This window comes from Anaeromyxobacter sp. Red801 (assembly GCF_049201065.2).
Taxonomy (GTDB): domain Bacteria; phylum Myxococcota; class Myxococcia; order Myxococcales; family Anaeromyxobacteraceae; genus Anaeromyxobacter.
On sequence record NZ_CM181236.1, the window covers coordinates 4,470,904 to 4,494,882 of the forward strand.

The following is a 23,979-nucleotide window of genomic DNA, read 5'->3' on the forward strand; positions in this document are numbered from 1 at the left end:
CCTATGCCCCCAGCTCGCGCAGCAGCTCGTCCACCTTGCCGCGCACCAGCGCCTGGATCTCGGCCAGCCGCGCCTCGGTCTTCGCCTCGAACCGCAGCACCAGCAGCGGCTGGGTGTTGGAGGCGCGCACCAGGCCCCAGCCGTCGGGGAACACCACCCGCACGCCGTCCACGGTCACCGCGTCGTAGCGGGCCGCGAAGAACTCCTGGGCGCGGCGCACCACCTCGAACTTCCTGTCCTCGGGGCAGTCCACCCGGAGCTCCGGGGTGGAGAACGTCCGCGGCACGTCGGCGAGCAGGGACGACATGGGCCGGTCGGTGTGGGTGAGCAGCTCGAGCAGCCGCGCCGACGAGTAGATGCCGTCGTCGAACCCGAACCAGCGGTGGGCGAAGAAGATGTGCCCGCTCATCTCGCCGGCGAGGAGCGCGTGCTCCTCCTTCATCTTCGCCTTGATGAGGCTGTGGCCGGCCTTCCACATGATGCCCCGCCCGCCCCGGGCGGCGATGTCGTCGTAGAGCGTGAAGGAGCACTTCACCTCGCCCACGATGGCGGCGCCCGGCTCCTCGGCGAGCAGGGCCCGGGAGAAGAGGATCATGATCTGGTCGCCCCAGAGCACGTTGCCCTTCTCGTCCACCGCGCCCACCCGGTCGGCGTCGCCGTCGTAGGCGATGCCCACGTCGGCCCCGGTCTCCAGCACCTTGCGCCGCAGGTGCTCGAGGTTCTTCTCCACGGTCGGGTCGGGATGGTGGTTGGGGAAGTTGCCGTCCATCTCGATGAACAGCGGCACCACCTCGAACCCGAGCGCCTCGAACAGCGGCACCGCCACCACGCCGCCGGTCCCGTTGCCGGCGTCCACCACCACCCTCAGGCGGCGCTTGCCGAGCCGGAGGTTCTGCCGGACGTGCTCGCGGTAGGGCGTCACGATGTCGTGCGCGCGGACGGTCCCCTGGCCCGTGGCGAAGCGCCCGGCCTCCGCCTCGCGGCGCAGCGCCTGGATCTCCTCGCCGTAGTACGTGGCCGAGCCGAGCCCGACCTTGAGGCCGTTGTACTCCGGCGGGTTGTGCGAGCCGGTGATCATGCAGATGCCGTCCACGTCGAGCGTGTGGGCGGCGAAGTAGGTGAGGGGCGTCGGCACCACCCCGAGGCTCACCACGTCCACGCCGGTGGAGGTGAGCGCCTCGGTCATGGCCTTCGCGAACTTCGGCCCGGAGAGGCGCGCGTCCCAGCCCACCGCCGCGCGCTTCCCGCCCGCGCCCCGGATGCGCGTGCCGAGCGCCTTGCCGACGAGCGAGACCGCCTCCTCGGTGAGGTCCTGGTCCACCAGCCCGCGGATGTCGTACTCGCGGAAGATGGTCGGGGAGAGCTTGGCCATGGTGGTCCTCGGTCGTGAATGTCGTGACGTGAGGCGCCGCGGGCAGGCTCCGTGCCCGGGGAGCGCCGGCGCCGCCCGGTTCCCCCCGGGGCAGGCCGCCGGGCGGCTGTATAGCACCTCGGACCGGGGCCCGCGCGTCCCTCGGGGACGCGGGGGGCGGGGCGCCCGCTAGAGGAGCTCCTCGCGGCCGCGGCGGCCCAGCTCCTCGACCGCCTTGCGGACGTCCTGGGCGCGGTCGCGCCGGCACACCAGCAGCGCGTCCCCCGAGTCCACCACGATGACGTCGTCGAGGCCGATGACCGCGATGGGCCGGTCCTTCCCGGCCAGCACCACGTTGTTGCGGCCGTCGATGACGAGCGCGTCGCCCTCGGCCACGTTGCCGAGGTCGTCGGTGACGCGGACGTCGGAGAGCGCGGCGAAGCTCCCCACGTCGCTCCAGCCGAACTCCGCCGGCACCACCGAGATGCGCGCGCTCTTCTCCATCACGCCGTAGTCGATGGAGATGGACGGGCAGTCGGGGAAGACGCGCTTCAGCGTGCGGGCGTAGGCGGGCGTGCCGAGCGTGCGGCGGATGGCCTCGAGCTGCTCGCCCAGCACCGGCATGGCGCGGCGGATCTCGTCCAGGATCACGTCGGCCCGGAACACGAAGATGCCCGAGTTCCACAGGTAGCTGCCGTCGGCGAGGTAGCGCGCGGCGGTGACCACGTCCGGCTTCTCGACGAAGCGCTCGACCTTGTGCGCGACCAGGCGCTTCCGGCCCTTCGCCCGCGCCGCCAGGCGCGGCCCGAGCTTCAGGTAGCCGTAGCCGGTCTCGGGGCGCGAGGGGCGGATGCCGATGGTGGCGATGGAGCCGGCCTCGGCGAGCTGGGCGGCCGCGGCGACGGCGTCGCGGAACGCCTCGGGGCGGCCGATGTGGTGGTCGGCCGGCAGCATGGCGATGACGCCCTTGGGGTCCTTTGCGGCCACGTGGATGGCGGCGAGGCCCACGCACGGCGCGGTGTTCCGCGCGCACGGCTCGATGATGAAGTTCTCCTTCGGGAGCTGCGCCACCATGCGCCGGGCGGCGGCCGCGTGCCTCGGCCCGCACACGACGAACGTGTCCTTCGGCCGCGCCAGCGGCGGGAGCCGGCCGACCGTGGCCGCGAGCAGCGGCGCGTCGCCGGCGAGCGCCAGGAACTGCTTCGGGCGGTTGCGGCGCGAGAGCGGCCAGAACCGCGTGCCCGAGCCGCCCGCCATGATCACCGGGTAGATCTTCACGACGCCCTCCAGATGGACAGGAGCTCGGCGAGCACGCGCCCCGTCGCGCCCCAGATCACGTCCTTGCCGAACGAGAAGAAGTGCACGTCGAGCTTCAGGCCGTAGACCTCCCGCGGCTCGACCCGGTGCGCGCCGGGGCGGGAGAGCGCCGAGAGGGGGACGTGCAGGATCTCGTCCACCTCGTGCGGCGCGGCCGCGTACGGGTAGGGATATGGCACCGAAGCGACCCACGGCGTCAAGCGGAAGGCCGACGCCAGCACCAGCGTCTCGCTGAGCTGTCCCATGACGTCGGCACGGGCCGGCTCGAGCCCCACCTCCTCGTGCGCCTCGCGGAGCGCCGCGGCGAGGCTCTCCTCGCCCGGGTCGATCTTCCCGCCGGGGAACGCGATCTGCCCCGCGTGGCGGGACATCTTCATCGGCCGGCGGATCATGAGCACGTGGACCTCGCCGTGGAGGACGTGCAGCGGCACCAGCACCGCCGCCGAGGCGAAGCCCCCCCGGGGCAGGTGCTCGTGCGCGATCCGGTCCACCGGGGCCACCCCCGGCTCGCGGGCGACCAGCGCCGCGGCGAGATCGTCGAGCGTCACGGGGCCGCGTGCAGGGCCGGCGGAGGCGGCGGGGGCGCCTCGGCGCCGGCGGGGAGGACGCCGGAGAGGATGAGCGCCGCGATGGCGGCGCCGGCGGCGATGCGCCAGACGACGAACACGTACGTGGTGCGGGTCCGCAGCCACGCGAGCAGCCAGTCGATGACGAGGTAGCCGGCCACCGCGGACACCACGGTACCGACCACGGTCGCGACCGTCCAGGCCGCCTCGCCCCGCAGGTCCGGGACGGTGGACCAGAGCTTGTACGCGCCGGCCGCGAGCGTGATGGGGACCGACAGCAGGAAGCTGAAGCGCGCCGCCGCCTCGCGGGTGAAGCCGAGCAGCATGCCGCCGGTGATGGTGGTGCCCGAGCGCGAGCTGCCCGGCACGAGCGCGAGCGCCTGGGCGACGCCGATGAGGAGCGCGTCGCCCGGGCCCACGTCCTCCACCCGCCGCCGGTGGCGGGCCAGGCGCTCGGCCGCGAGCAGGACCAGGCCGAGCGCCACCAGCGAGCCCGCGATGACCCAGTTGCCGAGCGCCTCGATCCGCCGCTCGAGCAGCTTCCCCGCCAGCGCCGCCGGCAGCGTGCCGAGGACGATGTACCAGCCCAGGCGCGACTCCGGCGTCCCGAGCGGCTTGCCCCGCGCCAGCCCCCGCGCCGACGCCGCCACCAGCCGCGCGATGTCGGCGCGGAAGTAGATCAGCACCGCCAGCGTGGTGCCGGCCTGGATGATCGTGACGAAGGCGCGGAAGCGCCGGTCGTCGAGCGAGTGGCCGAGCAGCTCGCCGAACACCAAGAGGTGCGCGGTGGAGCTCACCGGGAGGAACTCGGTGAGCGCCTGGACGAGCCCGAACAGCGCCGCGGAGACGAGGCTCATCGGCGGGCCGGGGCTAGTACCGGTAGTGTTCGGGCTTGAACGGGCCGGACTGCGGGACGCCGATGTAGGCCGCCTGCTTCTTGGTGAGCCGGGTGAGCCGGGCGCCGATCTGCTCGAGGTGCAGCGCGGCCACCTTCTCGTCGAGGTGCTTCGGGAGCACGTAGACCTGCTTCGCGTAGGCGGCGCGGTTCACCGCCAGCTCGATCTGCGCCAGCGTCTGGTTGGTGAACGAGTTCGACATCACGAACGACGGGTGGCCGGTGGCGCAGCCCAGGTTGAGGAGCCGCCCCTCGGCCAGCACCAGCACCCGGTGGCCGTCCGGGAACACGAACGCGTCGTACTGCGGCTTGATGTTCACCCGGGTGGTCGCCTTGCGCAGCCCGGCCATGTCGATCTCGTTGTCGAAGTGGCCGATGTTGCCGACGATGGCGCAGTCCTTCATCGCCTTCATGTGCTCGACGGTGACGACGTCGAGGTTGCCGGTGGCGGTGACGAACACGTCGGCCTCCTCGACCACGTCCTCGAGCCGCACCACCTGGTAGCCCTCCATCGACGCCTGCAGCGCGTTGATGGGGTCGATCTCGGTGACCACCACGCGGGCGCCCTGCCCGCGCAGCGCCTGGGCGCAGCCCTTGCCCACGTCGCCGTAGCCGCAGACCACGCACAGCTTCCCGGCCAGCATCACGTCGGTGGCCCGGTTCAGCCCGTCCACCAGCGAGTGGCGGCAGCCGTACAGGTTGTCGAACTTCGACTTCGTGACCGAGTCGTTCACGTTGATGGCGGGGAAGAGCAGCGTCCCGGCCTTCTGCATCTCGTAGAGCCGGTGCACGCCGGTGGTGGTCTCCTCGGTCACGCCGGCGCAGGCCTTCGCCACCCGGGTCCAGCGGCGCGGGTCCTTCTTCTGCTCGCGGGCGAGCAGGCGCAGCACCACCTCCAGCTCCTCGGAGTCGGCGCTGGAGGGCGGCGGCACCTTGCCGGCCTTCTCGTACTCGGCGCCCTTGTGGATGAGCAGGGTGGCGTCGCCGCCGTCGTCCACGATCTGCGTGGGGCCCTTGCCGCCGCCGAAGTCGAGCGCGCGCTCGGTGCAGTCCCAGTACTCCTCCAGCGTCTCGCCCTTCCAGGCGAACACCGGCACGCCGCGCGGCGCCTCCGGCGTCCCCTCGCGGCCCACCACGATGGCGGCCGCGGCGTGGTCCTGCGTCGAGAAGATGTTGCAGCTCGCCCAGCGGACGTCGGCGCCGAGGTCCACCAGCGTCTCGATCAGCACCGCGGTCTGGATGGTCATGTGCAGCGAGCCGGTGATCCGCTGGCCGGCGAGCGGGCGCTGGCGCGCGTACTCGCGCCGGACCGCCATCAGGCCCGGCATCTCCTTCTCGGCGAGCTCGATCTCCTTGCGGCCCCAGCCGGCCAGGGAGAGGTCCTTCACCTTGTGCTCCAGCGGCGCCGGGGCGCTCGGGGCGGGCTTCTTCTTCGCGGCGGAAACGGCCATGGTGCTTCTCCTTTGCGTGGAACGGATGGAAGGTCGGGTCGAGGGCCGGCTCAGGTCCGGGCGGGCCGCTCGCCGGTGCAGGCGACGAGCCCCGGGCCGCGGGCGCCCGGCTCGGGCGGCAGCGCCCGCGCCGTGACGCCGGCGGCGCCGGCCCTGCGGAGGAGCGCGGCGAGCGCGTCCGGCTCGAAGCCGGGGTGGACCTGGCCCATGCGGCGCCGGAGCGCCTCGTCCTGGTGGCGCGCGGCGTCGAGCACCACCAGCCGCCCGCCCGGGCGCAGCACCCGCACCGCCTCGGCCAGCGCGGGCGCCGGGTCGTCCAGGTAGGCGAGCACCAGCACCAGCAGCGCCGCGTCGCAGCCGCCGTCCTCGAGCGGCAGCGCCGCGAGGTCGGCCTCGTGCAGCTCGACGTTGTCGAACCGGGCGGTGCGCCGGCGGGCCGCGCGCAGCATCGCGGCGGAGCGGTCCACCGCGATCACGCGGCGCACCCGCGGGGCCAGCTCGGCCGCGACCGCGCCGGTGCCGCAGCCCAGGTCGGCCACGGTCCAGCCGGGCGGCACCAGCGCGAGGAGCGCCTCGGCCGCGACGCCGCGCCCGTAGACCCGGGCGCGCAGCCCGTCCCAGGCGCCGGCCGCGCCGGCGAAGAAGCGCTGCGCCTCGTCGCGGCGGGCGCGCACGGCCCGCAGCCGCGCCGCGTCGGCGCGGGCGACCGCCCACCCGTCGCTCTCGGCGCGGGCGAGCTGCCACAGCTTGCGCGCGCCCGGGTCGAGCTCCGCGGCCCAGCCGTACAGGCTCTGCGTGCCCTCGCGCCGGGCGGAGAGCCAGCCGGCGTCGGAGAGCGTCTTCAGGTGGCGGGACACGGTGGACTGCGGCAGCGCTAGCACCTCGCGGAGCTCCAGCACCGACAGCTCGCGCGGCTCCAGCGCGCGCAGGGCGCGGAGCCGGATCGGGTCGGCGAGCAGCTCCATCCAGCCGAGCAGGGCCTCGGGGCGCCGGCTCGGGGCGGCGGGGCGGGCGGGGGCGAGGCGAGGCATCAATCCATCCGGATGGACGGATAGCTAGTCCACCCGGCCGGCCCGGTCAACTCCCCGGCCCGCGGCGCCCGCAAACGAGGCGGCCCGCCCGGAGGACCGGACGGGCCGCGAGCGGCGGGGCTGGATTGGTGGGGCCCCGCGGGCCCTTCGACGGGCTCAGGGTCCGTTGGGCGGGGCGCAGCCCCGTCGGATCAGATGGAGGCCACCGCGCGGATCTTGGACAGCCCGGCCGCGTCGGCGAGCGCCTCCTTCTTGTCGGTGCGCTCCCAGGTGAAGGTCTTCTCGGTGCGGCCGAAGTGGCCGTAGGCGGCGGTCTTCTCGTAGACCGGGCGCAGCAGGTCGAGCCCCTCGATGATCGCGCGCGGCGTGAGGCCGAACACCTCGCGGACGGCGCGGGCGATCTTCGCCTCCGGCACCTTGGCGGTGCCGAACGTGTCCACCATCACCGAGACCGGCTCGGCCACGCCGATGGCGTACGCCACCTGCACCTCGCAGCGCGAGGCGAGGCCGGCCGCCACCACGTTCTTCGCGATGTAGCGCCCCATGTACGCGGCGGAGCGGTCCACCTTCGACGGGTCCTTGCCGCTGAACGCGCCGCCGCCGTGGCGGCCCATGCCGCCGTAGGTGTCCACGATGATCTTGCGGCCGGTGACGCCGGTGTCGCCCATGGGGCCGCCGATGACGAACCGGCCGGTGGGGTTGATGAGGATCTTCGTCTTGCGGTCGATGAGCCGCTTCGGCAGCGCCTTCGCGATCACCTGCTCGCGGACCGCCTCGTGGAGCCGCTTGTTCGAGACCGACTCGGCGTGCTGCGTGGAGACCACCACCGTGTCGATGCGGGCCGGGCGGCCGTCGCGGTACTCGACCGACACCTGGCTCTTGCCGTCGGGGCGCAGGACGTCGAGGCCGGCGCGGCGCGCCTTCGCGAGCTGCTTCGTGACCGCGTGCGCGTACTGGATGGGCGCCGGCATGAGCTCCGGCGTCTCGTCGCACGCGTAGCCGAACATCATGCCCTGGTCGCCGGCGCCGCCGGTGTCCACGCCCTGCCCGATGTCCGGGGACTGCTGGTCCACCGCCACCAGCACCGCGCAGGTGTTGGCGTCGAAGCCCATGTCGCCGCTGGTGTAGCCGATGCGGCGCACCGTCTCGCGGGCGAGCTTCGGGTAATCGATGCGCGCCTTGGTGGTGATCTCGCCCGCGATCATCACGTAGCCGGTCTTGAGCAGCGTCTCGCAGGCCACCCGGCCCTTGGGATCCTGCCGGAGCACCGCGTCGAGCACGGCGTCGGAGATCTGGTCCGCCATCTTGTCGGGATGGCCCTCCGTGACCGACTCGGAGGTGAAGAGGAAGTCCTGGAGCGGCATGTGTTCTCCTCCGGCGGCGGGGGTGCCCGGGCGGGACGGGCAAGGTACGCGCCCGGCGCGCGCGGTGTCAATATGGCGGACGCGCTGCCGCCGCGTCCGTCCGATCGGAGGGCGCCCCCGCCGGACGTGGCCGTCCGGACGGTCGCCCCGCTCAGCCCTGGCCGGCCGGCTCGGCGTCGTCGTCGCCGTCGAGCAGGCCCGGGAAGCGGCGGGCCATCTCGGCCTGCACCTCGTGCTCGATGTCGTCCGCGGTGGTGAGCGCGAGCAGCCGGTCCACCAGGGCCCGCCCCTCCTCGGCGCGGGCCGCGCGGATCACCCGCTTCACCAGCGGGATGGACGGGCCGTTCATGGACAGCTCGCTCACGCCCAGGCCGAGCAGCACGAGCGCGTTCACCGGCTCGCCCGCCATCTCCCCGCACATCGACACCGGCACGCCCGCCGCCCGGCCGGCGTCGCAGATGAGCTTCAGCAGCCGCAGCACCGCGAGGTGGAGCGGCTTGTAGAGGTAGGCGACGTCCTTGTCCTGCCGGTCGATGCCGATCGTGTACTGGATGAGGTCGTTCGTCCCGATGGAGAAGAAGTCGCACTCGGCGGCGAGCCGGTCCGCGATCATGGCGGCGCTGGGCAGCTCCACCATGATCCCCACCGGCACCTGCCGGAAGGGCACCCCCTCGGCGCGCAGCTCGTCGGCGGCCTGGCGGAGCGCGTGCTTCGCCGCCCGCAGCTCGGCCACCCCGGAGATCATCGGGAACATGACGCGCAGGTTGCCGTGCACCGACGCCCGCAGCAGCGCGCGGAGCTGGGCGCGGAACATGTCCGGCTGGCGCAGGCAGTAGCGGATGGCGCGCAGGCCGAGCGCGGGGTTCTCGGCGGTGACGCGCATGCCGGCCGGGAGCTTGTCGCCGCCCAGGTCGAAGGTGCGGATGGTGACCGGGCGCGGGGCGAGCGCCTCCAGGATGCGCCGGTAGTTCTGGTAGTGCTCCTCCTCGCCGGGCAGGTCCGACCGGCCCATGAACAGGAACTCGGTGCGGTACAGCCCCACCGCCTCGCCGCCGTGCGCGAGCAGGCTCGGCACCTCCTCGGCGAACTCGATGTTGCCGGCCAGCCGGACGGTGAGGTCGTCCTGGGTGCGGGCGGGCAGGTCCCGGGTGGCGAGCAGCGCCTTCTCGCCGGCGAGCTGCTTCTCGCGGGCGGCCTCGTAGCCGGCCCGCTCGCCCGGGCTCGGGTTGATGACCACCACCCCGCGCCCGCCGTCCACCACGATCCAGTCGCCGCGGTCGGCGACGGCGGTCACCCGCCCCACCCCCACCACCGCCGGCACCTCCAGCGCGCGGGCCACGATGGCGGTGTGCGAGGTCTTGGCCCCGGCGTCGGTGACGAAGGCGGCGACCTTGTGCTCGTGCAGGAGCAGCGCGGTGTCGGCGGGGGAGAGGTCGTGCGCCACCACGATGACGCCCTCGGGCGGCACGTCCTCCACGTCCGGCGCCTGGCCGAGCAGGTTCTTGATGATCCGCTCGCCCACGAAGTCCACGTCGGCCCGGCGCTCCTTGAAGTAGTCGTCGGCCTGCTCGTGGAAGGCGTTCTTGATCTTGCGGGTGGCGCGCTTCACCGCCCACTCCGCGTTGAGCCGCTCCTCCCGGATCTGCCGCTGCGCCTCCAGGACGAGCATCTCGTCCTTCAGCATCATCCGGTGCATGTCGATGATGGCGGTGTGCTCGGCGCCGCCGGGGACCTGCGACTCCTCCACCTTCCCGCGCACCTCGGCGAGCTGCACGTCGGAGATCTCGAGCGAGGTGCGCAGCCGCGCCAGCTCGGACTCGACCTCCTCCGGCGTGAGCCGGCGCTTCGGGGTCCGCACCCGCCGCCGCTCGATCGTCCAGCAGCGCCCGATGGCGATGCCGGGCGAGGCCCCGATGCCGACGAGCGTGGTGGCGGACGACCGGCTCATGTCTCCCCGAACCCGTTCTCGATCACCTTGGCGAGCGCGGCCATGGCCTGGTCGGCGTCGTCGCCGTCGCAGGTCACGGTGATCTGCGAGCCCTTCGCGGCCGCGAGCGTGAGCACGCCCATGATGCTCTTGCCGTTCACCTGCATCCCGTCCTTCTCGACGTGGATCTCGGCCTTGTAGCGGTTCGAGGTCTGGACGAGCTGCGCCGCGGCGCGCGCGTGGAGGCCGAGCGTGTTGACGATGACGAAGGTGCGCTCCTGGTGCGGCATCCCTAGCTGCTCCCGTGGAGGTGGCCGAGGAGGAGCGCGGCGCCGACCCCGGCCAGGGTGGCGACGTAGGCGGTGGGGAGCAGGCGCGCGCCGCGGGCCAGCGCCGCGTAGCCGCCGGCCGCGGCCGCCGCCGCGAGCGCCGCGGCCGGCGGTCCGCCCACCGCCGCGCCGCGCATGAGGAACACCGCGCCCGCCACCCCGCACAGCGCCGCGCCGCCGGCGCGGAGCCGGTCGGCGACCACCGGCAGGTTCAGGTGCGCGATGGTCCCGACGAGCGCGTCGCCGCGCAGGTAGCCGGCGCGGAACAGGCCGATGCGGAGCGCGAGGTGGATGGCGTTGTAGACGACGAGCGCCGCCACCAGCGCCGGGACCCCGAGCAGCAGCGCGCCCAGCACCGCCAGCGCGCCGAAGAACGGGCGCAGCGCGGTCCAGAAGAAGCCGTCGCCGACCGCCGCGAGCGGCCCCTGCAGCGTCGCCTTGTAGGCGAGCGGCGCCTGCCCCGGCTCGGCGCCCGCCGCCACCCGCTCCTCGTGGTGGATGGCCCCGCCCACGATCGCGGCCGCCATGTACGGGTGGCAGTTGAAGAAGCCGAGGTGGCGCGCGAGCGCCTCCTCGCGCCGCTCGGGCTCGGGGTAGAGCGCGCGCAGCGCCGGGTCGATGGCGTAGGCGAAGCCCAGGTTCTGCATGCCGCGCCGGTTCCAGGCGGCCTGCAGGAACAGGCAGCGCCAGAAGACGCGCACCAGCGTGGCCCTCGGGACGCGCGCGCTCACCCGAGCAGCCTCCAGGTGAGCAGGGCCGCGAAGGCGGCGGCGAACGCGGCGAAGAACAGCCGCGGGGCGGCGCGCGAGCGGAGCGCCTTCGCGCCGGCGGCGCAGGCCAGCGCGGCGAACGCGAACCAGCCCACCCGCAGCGGCCCCGCGGCGCCCGGCGCCGCGGCGAGCAGGCGCGGGATGAGCGCCTCGGCCAGCCAGGCGGAGAGCGGCGCGAGCACCGCGGCGATGGCGAACGGCGCGGCCAGGCCGTACAGGTTCGAGCGCGCGGCCTCGGCGACCCGGTGGCTCGCGAGCGCCGCCTCCGCGTGCCGCGCCAGCCGCTCGTTCCAGCCCTCCACCGCCTTGTCGGCGCGCCGGCCCAGCAGCGCGACCGGCGCGGCCAGCAGCACCGCCAGCACCGCGACCTCGGGCGTGACCCCGGAGCCCACCGCCCGGCCGGCCAGCACCGCCCCGCCCGCGATGGCGGCGGCGCCGAGCGCCTCGTGGACCGGCACGGCCGCGCCGAGGTTGACCGCGCCGAGCCAGAGCAGCTCGAGCGGCGCCGCGACCACCAGCCCGCCCGCCGCGTCGCCGAGCACCCAGCCTGCCACCGGGGCCAGCGCGATCGGGCGCGACAGCATGGCCTGCAGGAACCCCTTGCGCTCCACGGCGGCGAGGCCCGCCACGAGCCCTAGGAAGAGAAGACCCAAGCCGGACGAGTGTAACCTAATGGCCCGCGGCGTACCGGCGTTCGATCTCGGCCAAACCCGTGGGGGATTCGGAAGGAATGGCGCGGGCTTCCACCTCGAAGCCCTCCGCGGCCAGACCGCGCAGCACGGACAGGTCCTCCTCGGAGACGAACACCGAGGGCGTGACCAGGCGGCGCCCCGGCCCGAAGTGGAGGTTGCCCAGATTCACCTTGGGTGCGAGCGCGGCGGTGAGCCCGGCGGCGCGCGCCGCCGCGAGCCCGGCCACGTCGCGCACCAGCACCAGCACCTTGGCGCCGCCGGACGCCAGCCCCGCGTAGTCCACCTCGGCCACCCGGCGGATCCGCACCGGCAGCTCCGGCGGGACGCACAGGGTCATGGCCGCCTGGGCGAGCGAGCTGGCGGCCGCCTCGTCGTCCGCGACCATCACCTGGTCGATGCGCAGGCGGGGCACCCAGGTCTCGAGGATCTGGCCGTGCAGGAGGCGGTTGTCGACGCGGACCAGGGGGATCACGTGAGACTCGACGGTCGCTCCCGGCCGGCCATTCAGCGGGCGGCTACGTCCGGCTCCGCGCGCGGGTGCGCAGCAGCTCGGAGGCGAGGGTGATGTTCTTCTGCCCGTAGGCGGTCACCAGCTCGGCCACCGAGTGGAGCGAGACGTCCTCGCCCCGCGCGGTCGCGAGCTTCATGATCATGGGGAGGTTCACCCCGGTGACCACCTCCAGCTTGTCCCCGAGGAAGGTGAGCGCCAGGTTCGCCGGCGTCCCGCCGAACATGTCGGTGAGGACCAGCACCCCGTCGCCCTGGTCCACCCGCTTCACCGCCTGGGCGATGTGCTCGCGGGCCTCGTCCATCGACGCGCCGGCCACGATGCTCACCGCCTCGCAGCGCTCCAGGCGCCCGACGATCCCCTCCGCGGTGAGCAGGAGCTCCTCCGCGAGCCGTCCATGCGTGGCGACCACCAGTCCGACCATGTCCTCAGCGTCCTCGCGGCGGATGGAGCGCCCGGCCGCGTCCGGCCCCCCGGCGCGCGCGTACCATATACGCCGCCGCGGCCGGCGGCCAGCGCCGAACGCCCGGCGCGGACTACTCCTTCTCGACGTCCCGGTGCCAGAGCCGGACCGGCTGGCCGGAGCCCTCGAGCCGCTCGGCCAGCGCGGCGGCGAGCGCGACCGAGCGGTGCTTGCCGCCGGTGCAGCCGATGGCGATCGTGAGGTAGCTCTTCCCCTCGTTCCGGTAGCGCGGCAGCAGGAAGCCGAGCAGGTCGGTGAGCCGCTCCAGGAACGCCTTCGCGTCCGCCTGGCCCAGCACGAACTCCGCCACGCGCGGATCGGTCCCGGGGTGCGGCTTCAGCTCCGGCACGAAGAACGGGTTCGGCAGGAAGCGCACGTCGAGCACCAGGTCGGCGTGGGTCGGGATGCCGAACCGGAACCCGAAGGACACCAGCGTCACGCCGAGCTTCGCCCCCTCGCCCGCCACGAAGCGGCGGGTGACGAGCCGCTTCAGCTCGTGGACGTTGAGCGTGGTGGTGTCGATCACCTCGTCGGCGATGCCGCGCACGTCGGCGAGCGCCAGCCGCTCGGCGGCGATGCCGTCCGGCACGGTGCCGCCCTCCCCGGCCAGCGGGTGGCGGCGGCGGGTCTCGGAGTAGCGCCGGACCAGCGCCTCGTCGGAGGCGTCGAGGAACAGCACCTCCACGTCGGCGCCCTTCTGGCGGAGCTCGCGGATCACCCGCGGCGCCTCCACCAGGAAGCGCCCCTCCCGCGCGTCCACCACGAGCGCCATGCGCGAGACCTCGCCGGCGGTGTGGCCGGAGAGCTCGAGCAGCTTCTCGAGGAAGACGATGGGGAGGTTGTCGACGCAGTAGAAGCCCGCGTCCTCCAGCGCGCGCAGCGCGGTGGACTTCCCCGAGCCGGACACGCCGGTGAGGATCACCACCTGCGGCCCGGCGTGGCTCACCGTGGCGGTCATTCGACGTCGATCTCCCCGACGCGCCCCCCCGGCGCGAGCGCGATGGCGCGGTTGAGGCGCTCCTGGAACTCGCGGGCGGAGTGGTGCCCCTGGAGCTTGAGGAGGTGGTTGCGCGCGGCCACCTCCACGATGGTGGTCATGTTGCGGCCCGGCCGGACCGGGACGACCAGCATCGGGATCTCCACGTCGAGGATGCGGAACTTCCGCTCCTCCACGCCGAGCCGGTCGTACTCCACGTTCGGATCCCACTCCACAAGCTCGAGCACGATCTCGATCTTCTTGCGCTCGCGGATGGCGGCGACGCCGAACAGGTCCTTGATGTTGATGATGCCGAGGCCCCGGATCTCCATGTGGTGCTTGATGATCTCGGAGCCCGCGCCGAACACCGACTCCGGCGTCTTGCGCTTCACGTCCACGATGTCGTCGGCCACCAGGCGGTGGCCGCGCATGATGAGGTCGAGCGCGATCTCGCTCTTGCCGATGCCGGACTTGCCGAGCAGCAGGATCCCGACGCCGAACACGTCGAGCAGCACGCCGTGCATGGAGGTCTGCGCGGTGAGCACGTCCTCCAGGCAGTTCTGCACCGACTCGATGAAGTTCGAGGAGAGGTGGCTGGTGCGGAGCAGCGGCACCCCGGCCTCGTCCGCGGCGGCCGTCATCTCGGGCGGCGGCTGCAGGCCCTTCGTCACCACCAGGCAGGAGACGTCCTGGGCGAAGAAGCTGCGCAGCACCTCGACCGAGCGCTCGCGGGGCAGGGTGGCGAGGTAGCTCATCTCGGTGTTCCCGAACACCTGCACGCGCTCCTTGTGCAGGTACTCGGTGAACCCGGCGAGCACCAGCCCGGGCTTCTGGATGCGCGAGGAGCTGATCCGGCGCGACAGGCCCTGCTTGCCCGCGACGAGCGAGAGCCGCAGATCGAACTTGGTGTCGTCGAGGAGCGCCCCGACGCGGATCGCATCCATGGGGTGCCGAGTCTAACCCGGCGAAACCCGGGCCCGCCACCTCGGCGCGCGCCGGCGCGGCGTCCGCGCGTCGCCGGGGCCGGACGCGCCCGCCGCGGCGGCCGGAGCGCCCGCGCGCCCCGCGCCGGCCGCCGGGTCGTCGCCCCGCACGCTCCGAGCGTGTTCACCCACAGAGAACGCGCGCGCACGCACGGCCCGCACCGGAGGCACGCACCGCCGCGACTTCCCCCTCTGGGTACAGATCGGCGCCCGGGCCTGCGACGCGCGTTGACGCTATGCTCCCGAGGTCACTAGATTGCCCGGCCCGCCATGCAGCTCGAGCTCCTCTACCACGGCAACTGCTTCGACGGCTGCGCCTCGGCCGCCCTCTTCGGACGCTGGTTCCAGGAGCGCGAGGGGGCGCGCCTCGCCGGCGTCCGCTACCGCCCCGTGCAGCACCAGCAGGGCGACGCGTTCCCGCCCGACGCCTTCGGCGCGGACGTGAACGCGTGCGTGGACTTCCGCTACTCGCCCCGCCTCGACTGGTGGTTCGACCACCACGCCAGCGCGTTCCCGACGCCCGCCGACCGCGAGGCGTTCGAGCGCGACGCGACCGGCCAGAAGTTCTGGGACCCGGCCGCGCCGAGCTGCACCGGCTTCATCGCGCGCACGCTGGCGGACCGGTTCGGCTGGCGCGCGCCCGAGCTGGACGAGCTGGTGCGCTGGGCCGACGTCATCGACGCGGCCCGCTTCGAGTCGGCCGCGGTGGCGGTGCGGCTCGAGGCGCCGGCGCTGCGGATCATGACGCTGCTCGAGGCCACCAAGGACCCGTCCGTCCCGACCCGCCTCATCGGCGCCATGCAGCGGCTGCCGCTCGCCGAGATCGCGGCGCTGGACTGGGTGGCGGCGCCGCTCGCGCCCATCCTGGAGCGGCACCGCGGCACGGTGGACGTGGTGCGGCGCCAGGCCAGGGTCCGCGACGGGGTGGTGGAGATCGACCTCGGCGACACCGGCATCGAGGCCGCGAACAAGTTCATCGCCTACGACCTGTTCCCGGAGGCGCGCTACACCGTGGTGGTGTCGAAGGACCCGAAGCGAACCAAGGTGTCGGTGGGCTCGAACCCGTGGGCCCGAGAGCAGCGCACGCACGACATCTCCAAGCTCTGCGAGCGGTACGGCGGCGGGGGGCACCCGGTGGTCGGGGCGGTGTCGCTCGCGCCGGACCGGCTGGCGGACGCGCGCCGGATCGCCGCGGAGATCGCCTCCGCGCTCCGGGGGGAGCCGAACGCACCATGACCCCGGGCCAGTACATCCTGGTGGTGGACGACGACGACGACTTCCGCGAGGCGCTCTCGGAGGTCCTGGTGGACGCCGGCTACCCGGTGCAGCAGGCCGAGAACGGCGAGGTCGCGCTCGCGAAGGTGGACGAGGAGGCGCCGGGCATCGTCCTGCTCGACCTCAAGATGCCGGTGCTCGACGGCTGGGGCGTGATGGAGCGGATGCGCGGCGACGCGAAGAGCGCCGCGGTGCCCATCCTGATCCTCTCCGCGTACGGCTTCGAGTGGGAGGCCGAGCTGCTCGGCGCCCAGGGCTACATCCCGAAGTCGGTGGGGATGGACGAGATCCTGGAGCGCGTCCGCAAGGCCGCCGGGCCGCCGCCCATGAGGCACTGATCGTAACGAGGGCTGCGCCCTCGCCCCGCCGAGCCAAGCTCGTCGGGGCCCCACTCCTGCTGCGCGGGGCCCGTGACCGCTCGCGCCCGCGTGCGCGGGCACGCGAGCGGTCCCCGCGGGGAGGGGCTGCACCCCTCCCCAGCCTGCGGCTGGGGCCCCTCCCTGCCATCCGCGCGCTGGGCGGCTTCGCTACAGCTCGAATACCCGGAAGCGCCGGTCGTCCATGTGCTTGCGCAGGAGCGGCATGGCGACGTTGTAGACCGGCACGCCCTTCGGCGTGCGCGCCTCCAGCGTCCCGTGGTGCGAGTGGCCGTGGAAGACGGCCCGCGCCCCGAACGCCTCGCACGGCCCGAGGAGGCGGCTCGAGCCGAGGAACGGGCGGAGCTGCAGGTCCTCGCCCTCGGTGGTCTCGAACACCGGGGCGTAGTGCATCACCACCACCTTCTTCTGGATCTCGAGCTGCGCGAGCGCGGCCTCGAGCTTCAGCGCCTCGTTCACCGCCTCCTGCACGAACGCCTTGATGGCCGGCTCGCCGAACGCCTGGAGCATCCCGCGCTCGAACCCGCCCGCGAACCCCTTCACGCCGGCGATGCCGAGCCGGCGGTCGAACACCGCGTGGTCCCCGTCGAGCAGGGTGACCTTGGCCTCGGTCAGCACCCGGCAGATGTCGCGCACCACGCCGCCCTCGTAGTCGTGGTTCCCGAGCACCGCGGCGCAGGGGACGCGCAGCTGCGAGAGCACCTCCGCGAGCGTCTTCGCCTCGTCGAGCGTGCCGTGGTCGGTGAGGTCGCCGGCGATGACCAGCCCCTCGGCCTCGCCGTTCACCATCCGCACCAGCTCGCGGAAGCGCCCGTGCTGGTCCGAGCGGCAGTGCAGGTCAGCCGCCGCCGCCAGGCGAAACGTCGGCTCCGCCTGCTGCGCCTGCGCCTGCTGCTCCGCCATGTCCCGCCCTCCCCGCCGGCCCGCGCTCCGCCTCGTCCCAGCGGCGCCCGTCGTGGAGCCCGAGCCGCTCCACGTCGTGCACGTACTGCACGCGCGACATGAGGCTGCCCCGGCAGATCGACACCGGGTGGTCGCCGCAGCGCACGTTCTCGAGCGTGCGGCGCACCAGCTCCTCGGTGACCCACTCCGGCACGGTGGAGCGGGCGCCCGGGTAGGCGAACTGGAACAGGAGCAGGTGCGAGAACAGCACCTCCCAGTACCGGTGGAAGCGCCGCAGCAGCCGCTCCCAGTCCATCCCCGGGCCGCACGCGTGCAGCAGGTGGTTCACGTCGGCGCCGTCGTAGCGCTCGCGCTCCAGCACGAAGCTCTTCGACCAGACGATCTCCTCGGGCGGCGCGAGCAGCACCTCCACGTCCATCACCCGGCCCGGCCGCGCGTGCGTGAACCAGAGGTCGTCCACCACCGCCACGCCGTTGCCCGACGAGAAGATGAGGTCCACGAACCACTCGCCCTGCCACGCCTTGCCGATCCAGCCCGGGTCGGTGATCTCGGTGCGGAAGCCGGCCTCCTCCAGCACGCGGAAGGCGGCGTCGAGGTCCTGCTCGCGCAGGAAGAGATCGAGGTCCTTCGTGTCCCGGAAGATGCCGGTGTACTCGAAGAACGCGTAGGCCCCGGCCACCAGGAACGGCACGCCCGAGCGGGCGAGCGCCCGCAGCGCGGTCGCCCGCGCGTCCAGCTCGCCCTGGCTCCGCTCCCGGATGGCGAGGTCCTCGCCCGGCCGTTCGCCCGCGCCCATGCCGTCAAGCTGCGGCGCCGCGCGGCGCGGGGCAAACCGCGGAGGCCTCAGCGATCGGGATCCCCGCCGCCGTCCTCGGGATCGCCGTGGCGCCGCCGCGGCGGCCGGCCGGCCAGATCGGCGCGCGTCACCGCGCCCTCGCCGAAGCGGCCCGCCAGCGCGTCGAGCGCGGCGTTGAGCGCCTTGCGGCGCGACGCCTCCGGGGGCGGCGGGGCGGGCGCGCCGCCGAACAGCCCGAGCTGGCCGCGCTCCTCCTCGCCGGCGAAGCCGGAGACCGAGATGCCGGTGAGCCGCACCGGGCGGCGCAGGTCCACCCGCTCCAGCTGCGCGCACGCCGCCTCGTAGATGGCGCGGTCGTCGTCGGTGGCCCGCGGGAGCGTCACCCGGCGCGTCACCAGCGTGAAGTCGGCGTACTTCACCTTGAGCGTCACGACGTGGCCGGCGAGCCCGGCGGCGCGCAGGCGCCGGCCGACGGTGCCCGCCTGCGCGAGCAGCTCGCGCTCGAGCGCCGGGCGGCCCAGCAGGTCCTGGTCGAACGTGTCCTCGGCCCCGACCGACTTCGCCTCCTCGTCCGGCACCACCTCGCGCGGATCCTCGCCGCACGCGAGCGCGCGCAGCCCGCGCGCGTGCGTGGGCCCGAGCGCGGCGGCGAGCGCCGACTCGGGCATGCGGGCGAGGTCGCCGATGGTGGCGACGCCGATGCGGCGCAGCGCGGCCTCGGTCACCTCGCCCACGCCCCACAGCCGCCCCACCGGCAGCGGCGCCAGGAACGCCGCCACCCCGCCCGGCGGCACCACCACCAGCCCGTCCGGCTTGCCGAGGTCGGTGGCGATCTTCGCCGCCATCTTCACCTCGGCCACGCCGGCCGAGACCGCGAGGCCGCACTCGCCCCGGACCGCCGCCTTGATGGCGCGCGCGATGTCCGGCCCGGCGCCGTGCAGCGCCCGGCTGGCGGAGACGTCGAGGAACGCCTCGTCGAGCGAGAGCGGCTCGACCAGCGGCGTGTAGCGCCGGTAGATGTCGAACACGCGCCGCGACAGCTCCGAGTAGCGCCCGAAGCGGGGCGGGAGGAACACGCCGTCCGGGCAGAGCCGGCGCGCCCGGGCGGTGGGCAGCGCCGAGCGGACCCCGAACTTCCGGGCCTCGTAGCTGGCCGCGCACACCACCCCCCGGTTGCCGGTCCCCCCCACGATCACCGGCCGCCCGCGCAGCTCGGGCTGGTCGAGTTGCTCCACCGACGCGTAGAACGCGTCGAGGTCGAGGTGGAGGATGGTGCGCGGCCCCGGGTCCATCGCCCTGTACATAGGACAACCCCCTGCCGTGCCCAACGGGGACGCCGCGCCACTTGATCCTGATCAAGTCGCCCGGTAAGTAGCGACTTGCATGGACGGATCGGTGGCTACCCGCCGTATCGGTCCTCCGCGGGCCGGGATTGCGGAGCGGATCTGGGACGCGGCCAGGGCCGAGTTCTCGAAGCGGGGGTACCACGGTGCCCGCGTGCAGGGGATCGCTCGTGGTGCGTCCTGCAACGTGGCGCTCATCTATCGCCACTGGGCCTCCAAGCGGGCCCTCTACCTCGACATCCTGCGGGCGGTCTGGCTGGCCGCCGCGAACGAGCTGTCGCGCTTCGTCGAGAACGGCTCGGGCGGCCCGGAGGCGGTCATCGCCGCCTACCTCGACGCCATGATGCACGACCCGATGGGCGCGCAGATCCTGGTGCGCGAGTATCTGGACGGCGCCCCGTACCTGTCCCAGCTCACCACCGCCGAGCCGGCGCTGCTCGATCCGCTCCGGCGGGCCGCGGCGGTGATCGCCGAGGGCGCCGACGGCGGCGTCGACCCGGTGCTGGCCGTGGTGACGGTGGGCGGGCTGGCCGCGCTGGTGGCGTCCTCGCAGGAGGCGATGCTGCCGATGGTCGGCCAGCAGCTCGCCCCCGAGGCCTGGCGTGCCCACGTGCTGCACGTGCTGGCGAACGGGCTCGCCCCGCGCGCCGGCCCGCGCGGCTGATCGATCGGCCGCCGTCCGCGCGCCCGGCCCGCCGTCCCGGCGGGGGCACGCGAGCCTTTCCGGCGCGCCGGGGCGGGCGTAGGCTCGCGCACCATGAAAACGGACGTGGTGGTGGTCGGCGCGGGGCTGCAGGGCGCCTCGGTGGCGCTTCGCCTGGCGCAGGCCGGCAAGCAGGTGGTGGTGCTGGAGCGGGCGGTCCCGGGCGCCGAGGCGTCCTACGCGGCCGGCGGCATCCTCTCCCCCGGCGTCGAGGCGCTCGAGCCCGGCCCGTTCTACGCGCTGTGCGCCGCCTCGCTGGCGCGCTACCCCGGGTTCGCGCGCGAGGTCGAGGCCGCGAGCGGCATGTGGGTCGGCCTCCGCGGCGGCGGGACGCTCGAGATCGCGGTGGACGATCCGGAGGCCCGGCTCCTCGCCGGCCGCGCCGAGAAGCTGCACAAGGCCGGGCTGCCGGTGGAGGTGCTCGACGACGCCGAGGTGCGCCGGCTCGAGCCGGGCGTGTCGCCCGAGGCGCGCGGCGCGCTGTACTTCGCCGACGAGGCCTCGGTGGACCCGCGGCTGCTGGGCCGGGCCGTGTACGTGGCGGCGGCGCGGGCCGGGGCCCGCTTCGTCACCGGGAAGGTGGAGCGGATCGTCCACGAGGGCGGGCGCGCGGTGGGCGTGGACCACGCCGCCGGGCGCATCGAGGCGGACGCGGTGGTGCTCGCGGCGGGGAGCTGGAGCATGCAGGTGGAGGGGAACGGGCTGCCGCCCGGCGCGGTGCGCCCGGTGCGCGGGCAGATCGCGCTCCTCGACACCCGGCCGCCGCTCCTCTCGCGCGTGGTGTTCTCCGCGAACGGCTACGTGGTGCCGCGCGCCGACGGGCGGATCCTGTGCGGCTCCACCATGGAGGAGGTCGGGCACGAGAAGGCGGTGACCGCGGGCGGGCTGCGGCGCGTCCTCGACATCGCGCTCGAGATCGCGCCCGCGCTGGCGGGCGCGCCGGTCGTCGAGACCTGGTCCAACTTCCGCCCCGCCAGCCCGGACGGCTCGCCCATCCTCGGCGCCGGGACCGTGCCGGGGCTGTACTACGCCACCGGCCACACGCGGAACGGCATCCTGCTCGCGCCCATCACCGCCGATGCGGTGGCCGCGGCGGTGCTGGGGACGCCGCCGCCGGTGGACCTCGCGCCGTTCTCGCCGGCGCGCCTCGGGGCCGGGCGGCCGCAGGCGGCGGGCCGCAAGTAGGCGCGGGCCCGCCCGCCTTGCCCGGCGCCGGCCCGGGCCGCAGGTTTCCACCGGGCCCATGCGCGGCGCGCCGGACATCCGGGAGGTGCAGGACCACCTCTTCGACCGGCTCGCGCGGGGCCAGCTCCTCCTGCTGGTGGGCGCCGGCGCCTCGCGCTGGGCCGGGCTGCCGTCCTGGCGCGAGGCGGTGGCGGCGCTCGCGCGCGACCTCGTGCCGGTGCTCCGGGAGCGGCTCCCCGACGCCCCGGCGCGCTTCTCGCCGCCCGGGCCGGACGACCCGGTGGCGCTCGAGACGCTGCTCCGCGTGCCCGAGGCGCACCGCGCCCTCTGCGGCGAGGCGCGGCTGGTGGAGCGGCTCGCGGCGCTGTTCGACACCTCGCGCATCGACCCCGCGGCCCTGCCGCTGCACCGGCTCCTGGTCCGGCTGGCCGCGTTCGTGCCCGCGGTCTACACCACCAACTTCGACGACCTGCTGGAGCGGACCTTCGCCTGGGCGGGCCGCGCCTGCCAGGTGGTGGCGGCGCCCGACGACCTGCAGCGCTGGCGGCTCGACCCCGCCGGCGGCCGCTTCGTCTCGCGCTTCCCCGTGTACAAGCTGCACGGCACGCTCGACCGCCCCGCCACGCTGGTGGTGAGCGAGACCGACTTCCAGCGGCGCGCCAGCCTGGCCGCGAACGCCATCGACCTGCGCTTCTGCTCCGACGCGGTCGGCCGCGAGCTGCTGCTCGTCGGCTACGGCTTCAACGACCCGAACCTGCGCTGGATCTGGACCAAGCTGCGCGACCTGGAGGTGCTGCCGGTGGCCTGGTTCCTCGGGCTCGGGACCTCCACCGACCTCGAGCTCGCCACGTTCGAGCTCGACCGGATCGCCCGGGTGGACCTGCGGGCCTCGGACCCGGTGCACCCACCCGAGCTGCTCGCGTTCCTGGGCGCGCTCGCCGACCGGTGCGAGGCGGCGCTGGCCCCGTTCCCCCGCTGACGTCCCCACGCCGTCGCCCGCGACCCCCGGAGGCGGGGGCGTCCCGTTCCCCCGCCGGGCCGCCGGCAGGGCGCCCGCGCCCTCTGCCCACGTCCGTCCGGGCGGGCGCTCGCGGCGCCGGGGGGCCCCGGCTGGCGCGCCCCCGAGGGCTGTGGCAAGCTCGCGCCGATGTCTCTGCCGCTCCGCCGTGCGGCGGTCCTCCTGCTCGCTGCGGCCTGCACCCCGTCCACCGCTCCCGCGCCCGCCCCGGCGGCGCCGCCGGCGAACCACGTCGCGCGCGGGACGATCAACCCCGCGCGCTACGTCCCACCGCCGGCCCGCGGGTCCCGGGCGCGCCCGGAGGCGTGCCTGCCGGGCGAGCCGTTCGCGGCGCCGAGCGCGCTCGCCGAGGAGGCGGTCGCGGCGCTCGACGCGGGCGCCCGCGAGCGCGCGCTGGCCTGCGCCGACGAGGCGCTGCGGCTCTCGCCGCGGATGGTGCCGGCGCTCACCGCGCGCGGCGCCGCGCTCGCCGCGCTCGACCGGCTCGACGAGGCGCGGCTCGCGTTCGCGCGCGCGCTGGCGGTGGATCCGGACGAGCCCGAGGCGCTGCTCGGCGCGGCCGAGCTGCACGTCCGCCGGCTGGGCTCCGCCCGCGACGCGCTGGAGGCCGGCCTCGAGTACGCGGTGCGCGGCGTGCGCAGCGCCACCCGGCCGCCGCGCAAGGACAAGGACCTCGCCGCGCGCCTCGAGCTGGTGGCCGGGATGGCCGAGAACGACCTCGGCCGCAGCCACCTCGCGCTCGCCCACCTCGACCGCGCGCTCGCGGCGCGGCCGAAGGACCCGGACGCGCTCTACGAGCGCGGGGTGGCGCTGTTCGAGCTGTGCCGCTTCGGCGAGGCCCGGCGCGCGTTCGAGCGGGCGCTCGCGATCGCGCCCGACGACCCGTGGGCCATCCACCAGCTCGGCCTGGTCGCCGAGCGCGCCGGGGAAGGCCGGCGGGCGGCGGCGCTCCTGGCGCGGGCGCGCGCGCTCGCGCCGGACGACTTCCGCGACGAGCTGGCCGTGGACCCGGGCGCGTTCCGGGCCGAGGTGGACGCGGCGGTGGCGGCGCTCCCCGCGGCCGAGCGCGAGGCGCTGAAGCTCGCGCCGGTGGAGATCCAGGACCTGCCCGACACCGAGGACCTCACCGCGGTCGAGCCGCCGCTCTCGCCGTCGATCCTCGGCCTGTACCGCGGCCCGCCCGCCGACGAGGCCTGCACCGAGGCCGACGGGCCCCGCTGCCGGAGCATCGTGTTCTACCGCAAGAACCTGCTCCGCTTCGCGCGCGACCGGGCCGAGCTCACCGAGCAGGTGCGGGTGACGCTCCTGCACGAGCTCGGGCACCTGCACGGCGAGTCGGACGACGAGCTGCGCGACCGCGGCCTCGAGTAGGCCGCCTTCGCGGCCGCCTCAGCGCCGCGTCCGCGGCGATTCCGCCCCCTCCTCGCCGCCCGGCGCTTCCTCCTCCTCTTCCCCGCCGGCGGCGCGGCGCACGTGCACCGCCCCCACCTCCGGCGGCTCGGGCGGCTCCGGCTCCGACATGCTGGCGAGGTCGTCCTCCGGGCCGGGCAGGTCGCCCCCCGAGTCGGCGCCGAGCGGCGTGGGGGCCGCCCCGCCCACGTTGCCCGAGGGCACGAGCTTCTCGTCCTCCTCCTCCAGCCGCTCGCGCGGGATCCGCTCGGTGGGCCGGGCGGTCGGCTCCGGGTCGTCGTGGGGTGCGGTGGCCATGACCGCACCCTGCGCACCGCCGGGGGCGCCGGGAAGGCGCGCCCGCCCG

Annotated in this window: 25 protein-coding genes; 6 read left to right on the forward strand and 19 right to left on the reverse strand. The window is 74.7% G+C overall.

The window, feature by feature from the left end; all coding sequences use genetic code 11:
- Position 1 precedes the first annotated feature (1 nt).
- The 15 genes from ACOQFB_RS20585 to hprK all read right to left on the reverse strand — a co-directional run bounded on the left by ACOQFB_RS20585 (position 2) and on the right by hprK (position 14,584).
- Positions 2-1,372: a phosphomannomutase/phosphoglucomutase gene (locus ACOQFB_RS20585; protein ID WP_059438537.1), complete on the reverse strand. Its 1,371-nt coding sequence runs from the start codon at positions 1,370-1,372 to the stop codon at positions 2-4.
- Positions 1,373-1,540: 168 nt separating this feature from the next.
- The gene (locus ACOQFB_RS20590) at positions 1,541-2,629 is read right to left on the reverse strand and encodes a mannose-1-phosphate guanylyltransferase (protein WP_421610129.1); all 1,089 of its coding nucleotides are present in this window, start codon (positions 2,627-2,629) and stop codon (positions 1,541-1,543) included.
- Positions 2,626-3,216, reverse strand: a complete 591-nt coding sequence (locus ACOQFB_RS20595) for an NUDIX hydrolase (protein WP_421610128.1) — start codon at positions 3,214-3,216, stop codon at positions 2,626-2,628. Before ACOQFB_RS20595 ends, ACOQFB_RS20590 begins: the two co-directional genes overlap by 4 nt.
- Entirely contained in the window at positions 3,213-4,091 is an 879-nt protein-coding gene (locus ACOQFB_RS20600; RefSeq protein ID WP_059438540.1) for an undecaprenyl-diphosphate phosphatase, read from the reverse strand. The genes ACOQFB_RS20595 and ACOQFB_RS20600 overlap by 4 nt, the downstream gene beginning before the upstream one ends.
- A 13-nt stretch (positions 4,092-4,104) precedes the next feature.
- The gene (gene ahcY / locus ACOQFB_RS20605; protein WP_421610127.1) at positions 4,105-5,580 is read right to left on the reverse strand and encodes an adenosylhomocysteinase; all 1,476 of its coding nucleotides are present in this window, start codon (positions 5,578-5,580) and stop codon (positions 4,105-4,107) included.
- Positions 5,581-5,630: 50 nt separating this feature from the next.
- On the reverse strand, positions 5,631-6,611 hold the full coding sequence (locus ACOQFB_RS20610; RefSeq protein WP_059438542.1) for an ArsR/SmtB family transcription factor: 981 nt from the start codon (positions 6,609-6,611) through the stop codon (positions 5,631-5,633).
- A gap of 191 nt (positions 6,612-6,802) precedes the next feature.
- Complete coding sequence (gene metK, locus ACOQFB_RS20615; protein WP_421610126.1) at positions 6,803-7,975, reverse strand: methionine adenosyltransferase; 1,173 nt, start codon at positions 7,973-7,975, stop codon at positions 6,803-6,805.
- Positions 7,976-8,126: 151 nt separating this feature from the next.
- The gene (gene ptsP, locus ACOQFB_RS20620) at positions 8,127-9,923 is read right to left on the reverse strand and encodes a phosphoenolpyruvate--protein phosphotransferase (protein WP_059438544.1); all 1,797 of its coding nucleotides are present in this window, start codon (positions 9,921-9,923) and stop codon (positions 8,127-8,129) included.
- On the reverse strand, positions 9,920-10,192 hold the full coding sequence (locus tag ACOQFB_RS20625; RefSeq protein WP_421610125.1) for an HPr family phosphocarrier protein: 273 nt from the start codon (positions 10,190-10,192) through the stop codon (positions 9,920-9,922). The genes ptsP and ACOQFB_RS20625 overlap by 4 nt, the downstream gene beginning before the upstream one ends.
- A 2-nt stretch (positions 10,193-10,194) precedes the next feature.
- Positions 10,195-10,962, reverse strand: coding sequence for a PTS system mannose/fructose/sorbose family transporter subunit IID (locus ACOQFB_RS20630; RefSeq protein WP_421610124.1), 768 nt, complete (start codon positions 10,960-10,962; stop codon positions 10,195-10,197).
- Positions 10,959-11,654 (reverse strand): PTS sugar transporter subunit IIC, encoded by a 696-nt coding sequence (locus ACOQFB_RS20635; protein WP_421610123.1) that lies wholly within the window; start codon positions 11,652-11,654, stop codon positions 10,959-10,961. Before ACOQFB_RS20635 ends, ACOQFB_RS20630 begins: the two co-directional genes overlap by 4 nt.
- A 16-nt stretch (positions 11,655-11,670) precedes the next feature.
- Positions 11,671-12,165 carry a PTS sugar transporter subunit IIB gene (locus tag ACOQFB_RS20640; RefSeq protein ID WP_059437723.1) on the reverse strand — a complete coding sequence of 165 codons (495 nt, stop codon included), beginning with the start codon at positions 12,163-12,165 and terminating at the stop codon, positions 11,671-11,673.
- Positions 12,166-12,208: 43 nt separating this feature from the next.
- A complete protein-coding gene (locus ACOQFB_RS20645) occupies positions 12,209-12,625 on the reverse strand; it encodes a PTS sugar transporter subunit IIA (RefSeq protein WP_059437722.1) in 417 nt (138 codons plus the stop codon).
- Between the two features lie 112 nt (positions 12,626-12,737).
- Positions 12,738-13,622: an RNase adapter RapZ gene (gene rapZ, locus ACOQFB_RS20650; RefSeq protein ID WP_059437721.1), complete on the reverse strand. Its 885-nt coding sequence runs from the start codon at positions 13,620-13,622 to the stop codon at positions 12,738-12,740.
- A complete protein-coding gene (hprK, locus tag ACOQFB_RS20655) occupies positions 13,619-14,584 on the reverse strand; it encodes an HPr(Ser) kinase/phosphatase (RefSeq protein ID WP_421610122.1) in 966 nt (321 codons plus the stop codon). The genes rapZ and hprK overlap by 4 nt, the downstream gene beginning before the upstream one ends.
- Before the next feature lie 309 nt (positions 14,585-14,893).
- On the opposite strand from hprK, the gene ACOQFB_RS20660 reads away from it, so the two are divergent.
- Entirely contained in the window at positions 14,894-15,859 is a 966-nt protein-coding gene (locus ACOQFB_RS20660; RefSeq protein ID WP_059437720.1) for a DHH family phosphoesterase, read from the forward strand.
- Positions 15,856-16,236 carry a response regulator gene (locus ACOQFB_RS20665; protein WP_011419204.1) on the forward strand — a complete coding sequence of 127 codons (381 nt, stop codon included), beginning with the start codon at positions 15,856-15,858 and terminating at the stop codon, positions 16,234-16,236. Before ACOQFB_RS20660 ends, ACOQFB_RS20665 begins: the two co-directional genes overlap by 4 nt.
- 189 nt (positions 16,237-16,425) lie before the next feature.
- Here the strand turns inward: ACOQFB_RS20665 and ACOQFB_RS20670 are convergent, their stop codons facing one another.
- The 3 genes from ACOQFB_RS20670 to ACOQFB_RS20680 are packed head-to-tail and all read right to left on the reverse strand — an operon-like array spanning position 16,426 to position 19,278.
- Positions 16,426-17,178 carry a metallophosphoesterase family protein gene (locus tag ACOQFB_RS20670; RefSeq protein ID WP_082100226.1) on the reverse strand — a complete coding sequence of 251 codons (753 nt, stop codon included), beginning with the start codon at positions 17,176-17,178 and terminating at the stop codon, positions 16,426-16,428.
- Entirely contained in the window at positions 17,114-17,974 is an 861-nt protein-coding gene (locus ACOQFB_RS20675; RefSeq protein ID WP_421610121.1) for a nucleotidyltransferase family protein, read from the reverse strand. Before ACOQFB_RS20675 ends, ACOQFB_RS20670 begins: the two co-directional genes overlap by 65 nt.
- Before the next feature lie 47 nt (positions 17,975-18,021).
- Positions 18,022-19,278, reverse strand: a complete 1,257-nt coding sequence (locus tag ACOQFB_RS20680; protein WP_059437718.1) for a DNA polymerase IV — start codon at positions 19,276-19,278, stop codon at positions 18,022-18,024.
- 193 nt (positions 19,279-19,471) lie between these two features.
- On the opposite strand from ACOQFB_RS20680, the gene ACOQFB_RS20685 reads away from it, so the two are divergent.
- The 4 genes from ACOQFB_RS20685 to ACOQFB_RS20700 all read left to right on the forward strand — a co-directional run bounded on the left by ACOQFB_RS20685 (position 19,472) and on the right by ACOQFB_RS20700 (position 23,594).
- Positions 19,472-19,981 (forward strand): TetR/AcrR family transcriptional regulator, encoded by a 510-nt coding sequence (locus ACOQFB_RS20685; RefSeq protein ID WP_237757925.1) that lies wholly within the window; start codon positions 19,472-19,474, stop codon positions 19,979-19,981.
- A gap of 93 nt (positions 19,982-20,074) precedes the next feature.
- The gene (thiO, locus tag ACOQFB_RS20690) at positions 20,075-21,205 is read left to right on the forward strand and encodes a glycine oxidase ThiO (protein ID WP_059437716.1); all 1,131 of its coding nucleotides are present in this window, start codon (positions 20,075-20,077) and stop codon (positions 21,203-21,205) included.
- Between the two features lie 58 nt (positions 21,206-21,263).
- Positions 21,264-22,184, forward strand: a complete 921-nt coding sequence (locus ACOQFB_RS20695; protein ID WP_059437715.1) for an SIR2 family protein — start codon at positions 21,264-21,266, stop codon at positions 22,182-22,184.
- A 168-nt stretch (positions 22,185-22,352) separates the two neighbouring features.
- Positions 22,353-23,594, forward strand: a complete 1,242-nt coding sequence (locus ACOQFB_RS20700) for a metallopeptidase family protein (RefSeq protein WP_421610120.1) — start codon at positions 22,353-22,355, stop codon at positions 23,592-23,594.
- A gap of 18 nt (positions 23,595-23,612) precedes the next feature.
- Here ACOQFB_RS20700 and ACOQFB_RS20705 read toward each other — a convergent pair whose 3' ends face one another.
- Positions 23,613-23,930 carry a hypothetical protein gene (locus tag ACOQFB_RS20705; RefSeq protein ID WP_059437713.1) on the reverse strand — a complete coding sequence of 106 codons (318 nt, stop codon included), beginning with the start codon at positions 23,928-23,930 and terminating at the stop codon, positions 23,613-23,615.
- Positions 23,931-23,979: the final 49 nt, after the last annotated feature.

Excerpts from the sequence above, each read along its gene's own strand:
- ACOQFB_RS20585 (WP_059438537.1), bottom strand. The coding sequence starts at position 1,372 with ATGGCCAAGCTCTCCCCGACCATCTTCCGCGAGTACGACATCCGCGGG.
- ACOQFB_RS20600 (WP_059438540.1), bottom strand. The coding sequence starts at position 4,091 with ATGAGCCTCGTCTCCGCGGCGCTGTTCGGGCTCGTCCAGGCGCTCACC.
- ahcY (WP_421610127.1), bottom strand. The coding sequence starts at position 5,580 with ATGGCCGTTTCCGCCGCGAAGAAGAAGCCCGCCCCGAGCGCCCCGGCG.
- ACOQFB_RS20610 (WP_059438542.1), bottom strand. The coding sequence starts at position 6,611 with ATGCCTCGCCTCGCCCCCGCCCGCCCCGCCGCCCCGAGCCGGCGCCCC.
- metK (WP_421610126.1), bottom strand. The coding sequence starts at position 7,975 with ATGCCGCTCCAGGACTTCCTCTTCACCTCCGAGTCGGTCACGGAGGGC.
- ptsP (WP_059438544.1), bottom strand. The coding sequence starts at position 9,923 with ATGAGCCGGTCGTCCGCCACCACGCTCGTCGGCATCGGGGCCTCGCCC.
- ACOQFB_RS20625 (WP_421610125.1), bottom strand. The coding sequence starts at position 10,192 with ATGCCGCACCAGGAGCGCACCTTCGTCATCGTCAACACGCTCGGCCTC.
- ACOQFB_RS20645 (WP_059437722.1), bottom strand. The coding sequence starts at position 12,625 with ATGGTCGGACTGGTGGTCGCCACGCATGGACGGCTCGCGGAGGAGCTC.
- rapZ (WP_059437721.1), bottom strand. The coding sequence starts at position 13,622 with ATGACCGCCACGGTGAGCCACGCCGGGCCGCAGGTGGTGATCCTCACC.
- hprK (WP_421610122.1), bottom strand. The coding sequence starts at position 14,584 with ATGGATGCGATCCGCGTCGGGGCGCTCCTCGACGACACCAAGTTCGAT.
- ACOQFB_RS20660 (WP_059437720.1), top strand. The coding sequence starts at position 14,894 with ATGCAGCTCGAGCTCCTCTACCACGGCAACTGCTTCGACGGCTGCGCC.
- ACOQFB_RS20665 (WP_011419204.1), top strand. The coding sequence starts at position 15,856 with ATGACCCCGGGCCAGTACATCCTGGTGGTGGACGACGACGACGACTTC.
- ACOQFB_RS20670 (WP_082100226.1), bottom strand. The coding sequence starts at position 17,178 with ATGGCGGAGCAGCAGGCGCAGGCGCAGCAGGCGGAGCCGACGTTTCGC.
- ACOQFB_RS20675 (WP_421610121.1), bottom strand. The coding sequence starts at position 17,974 with ATGGGCGCGGGCGAACGGCCGGGCGAGGACCTCGCCATCCGGGAGCGG.
- ACOQFB_RS20680 (WP_059437718.1), bottom strand. The coding sequence starts at position 19,278 with ATGTACAGGGCGATGGACCCGGGGCCGCGCACCATCCTCCACCTCGAC.
- thiO (WP_059437716.1), top strand. The coding sequence starts at position 20,075 with ATGAAAACGGACGTGGTGGTGGTCGGCGCGGGGCTGCAGGGCGCCTCG.
- ACOQFB_RS20695 (WP_059437715.1), top strand. The coding sequence starts at position 21,264 with ATGCGCGGCGCGCCGGACATCCGGGAGGTGCAGGACCACCTCTTCGAC.
- ACOQFB_RS20700 (WP_421610120.1), top strand. The coding sequence starts at position 22,353 with ATGTCTCTGCCGCTCCGCCGTGCGGCGGTCCTCCTGCTCGCTGCGGCC.
- ACOQFB_RS20705 (WP_059437713.1), bottom strand. The coding sequence starts at position 23,930 with ATGGCCACCGCACCCCACGACGACCCGGAGCCGACCGCCCGGCCCACC.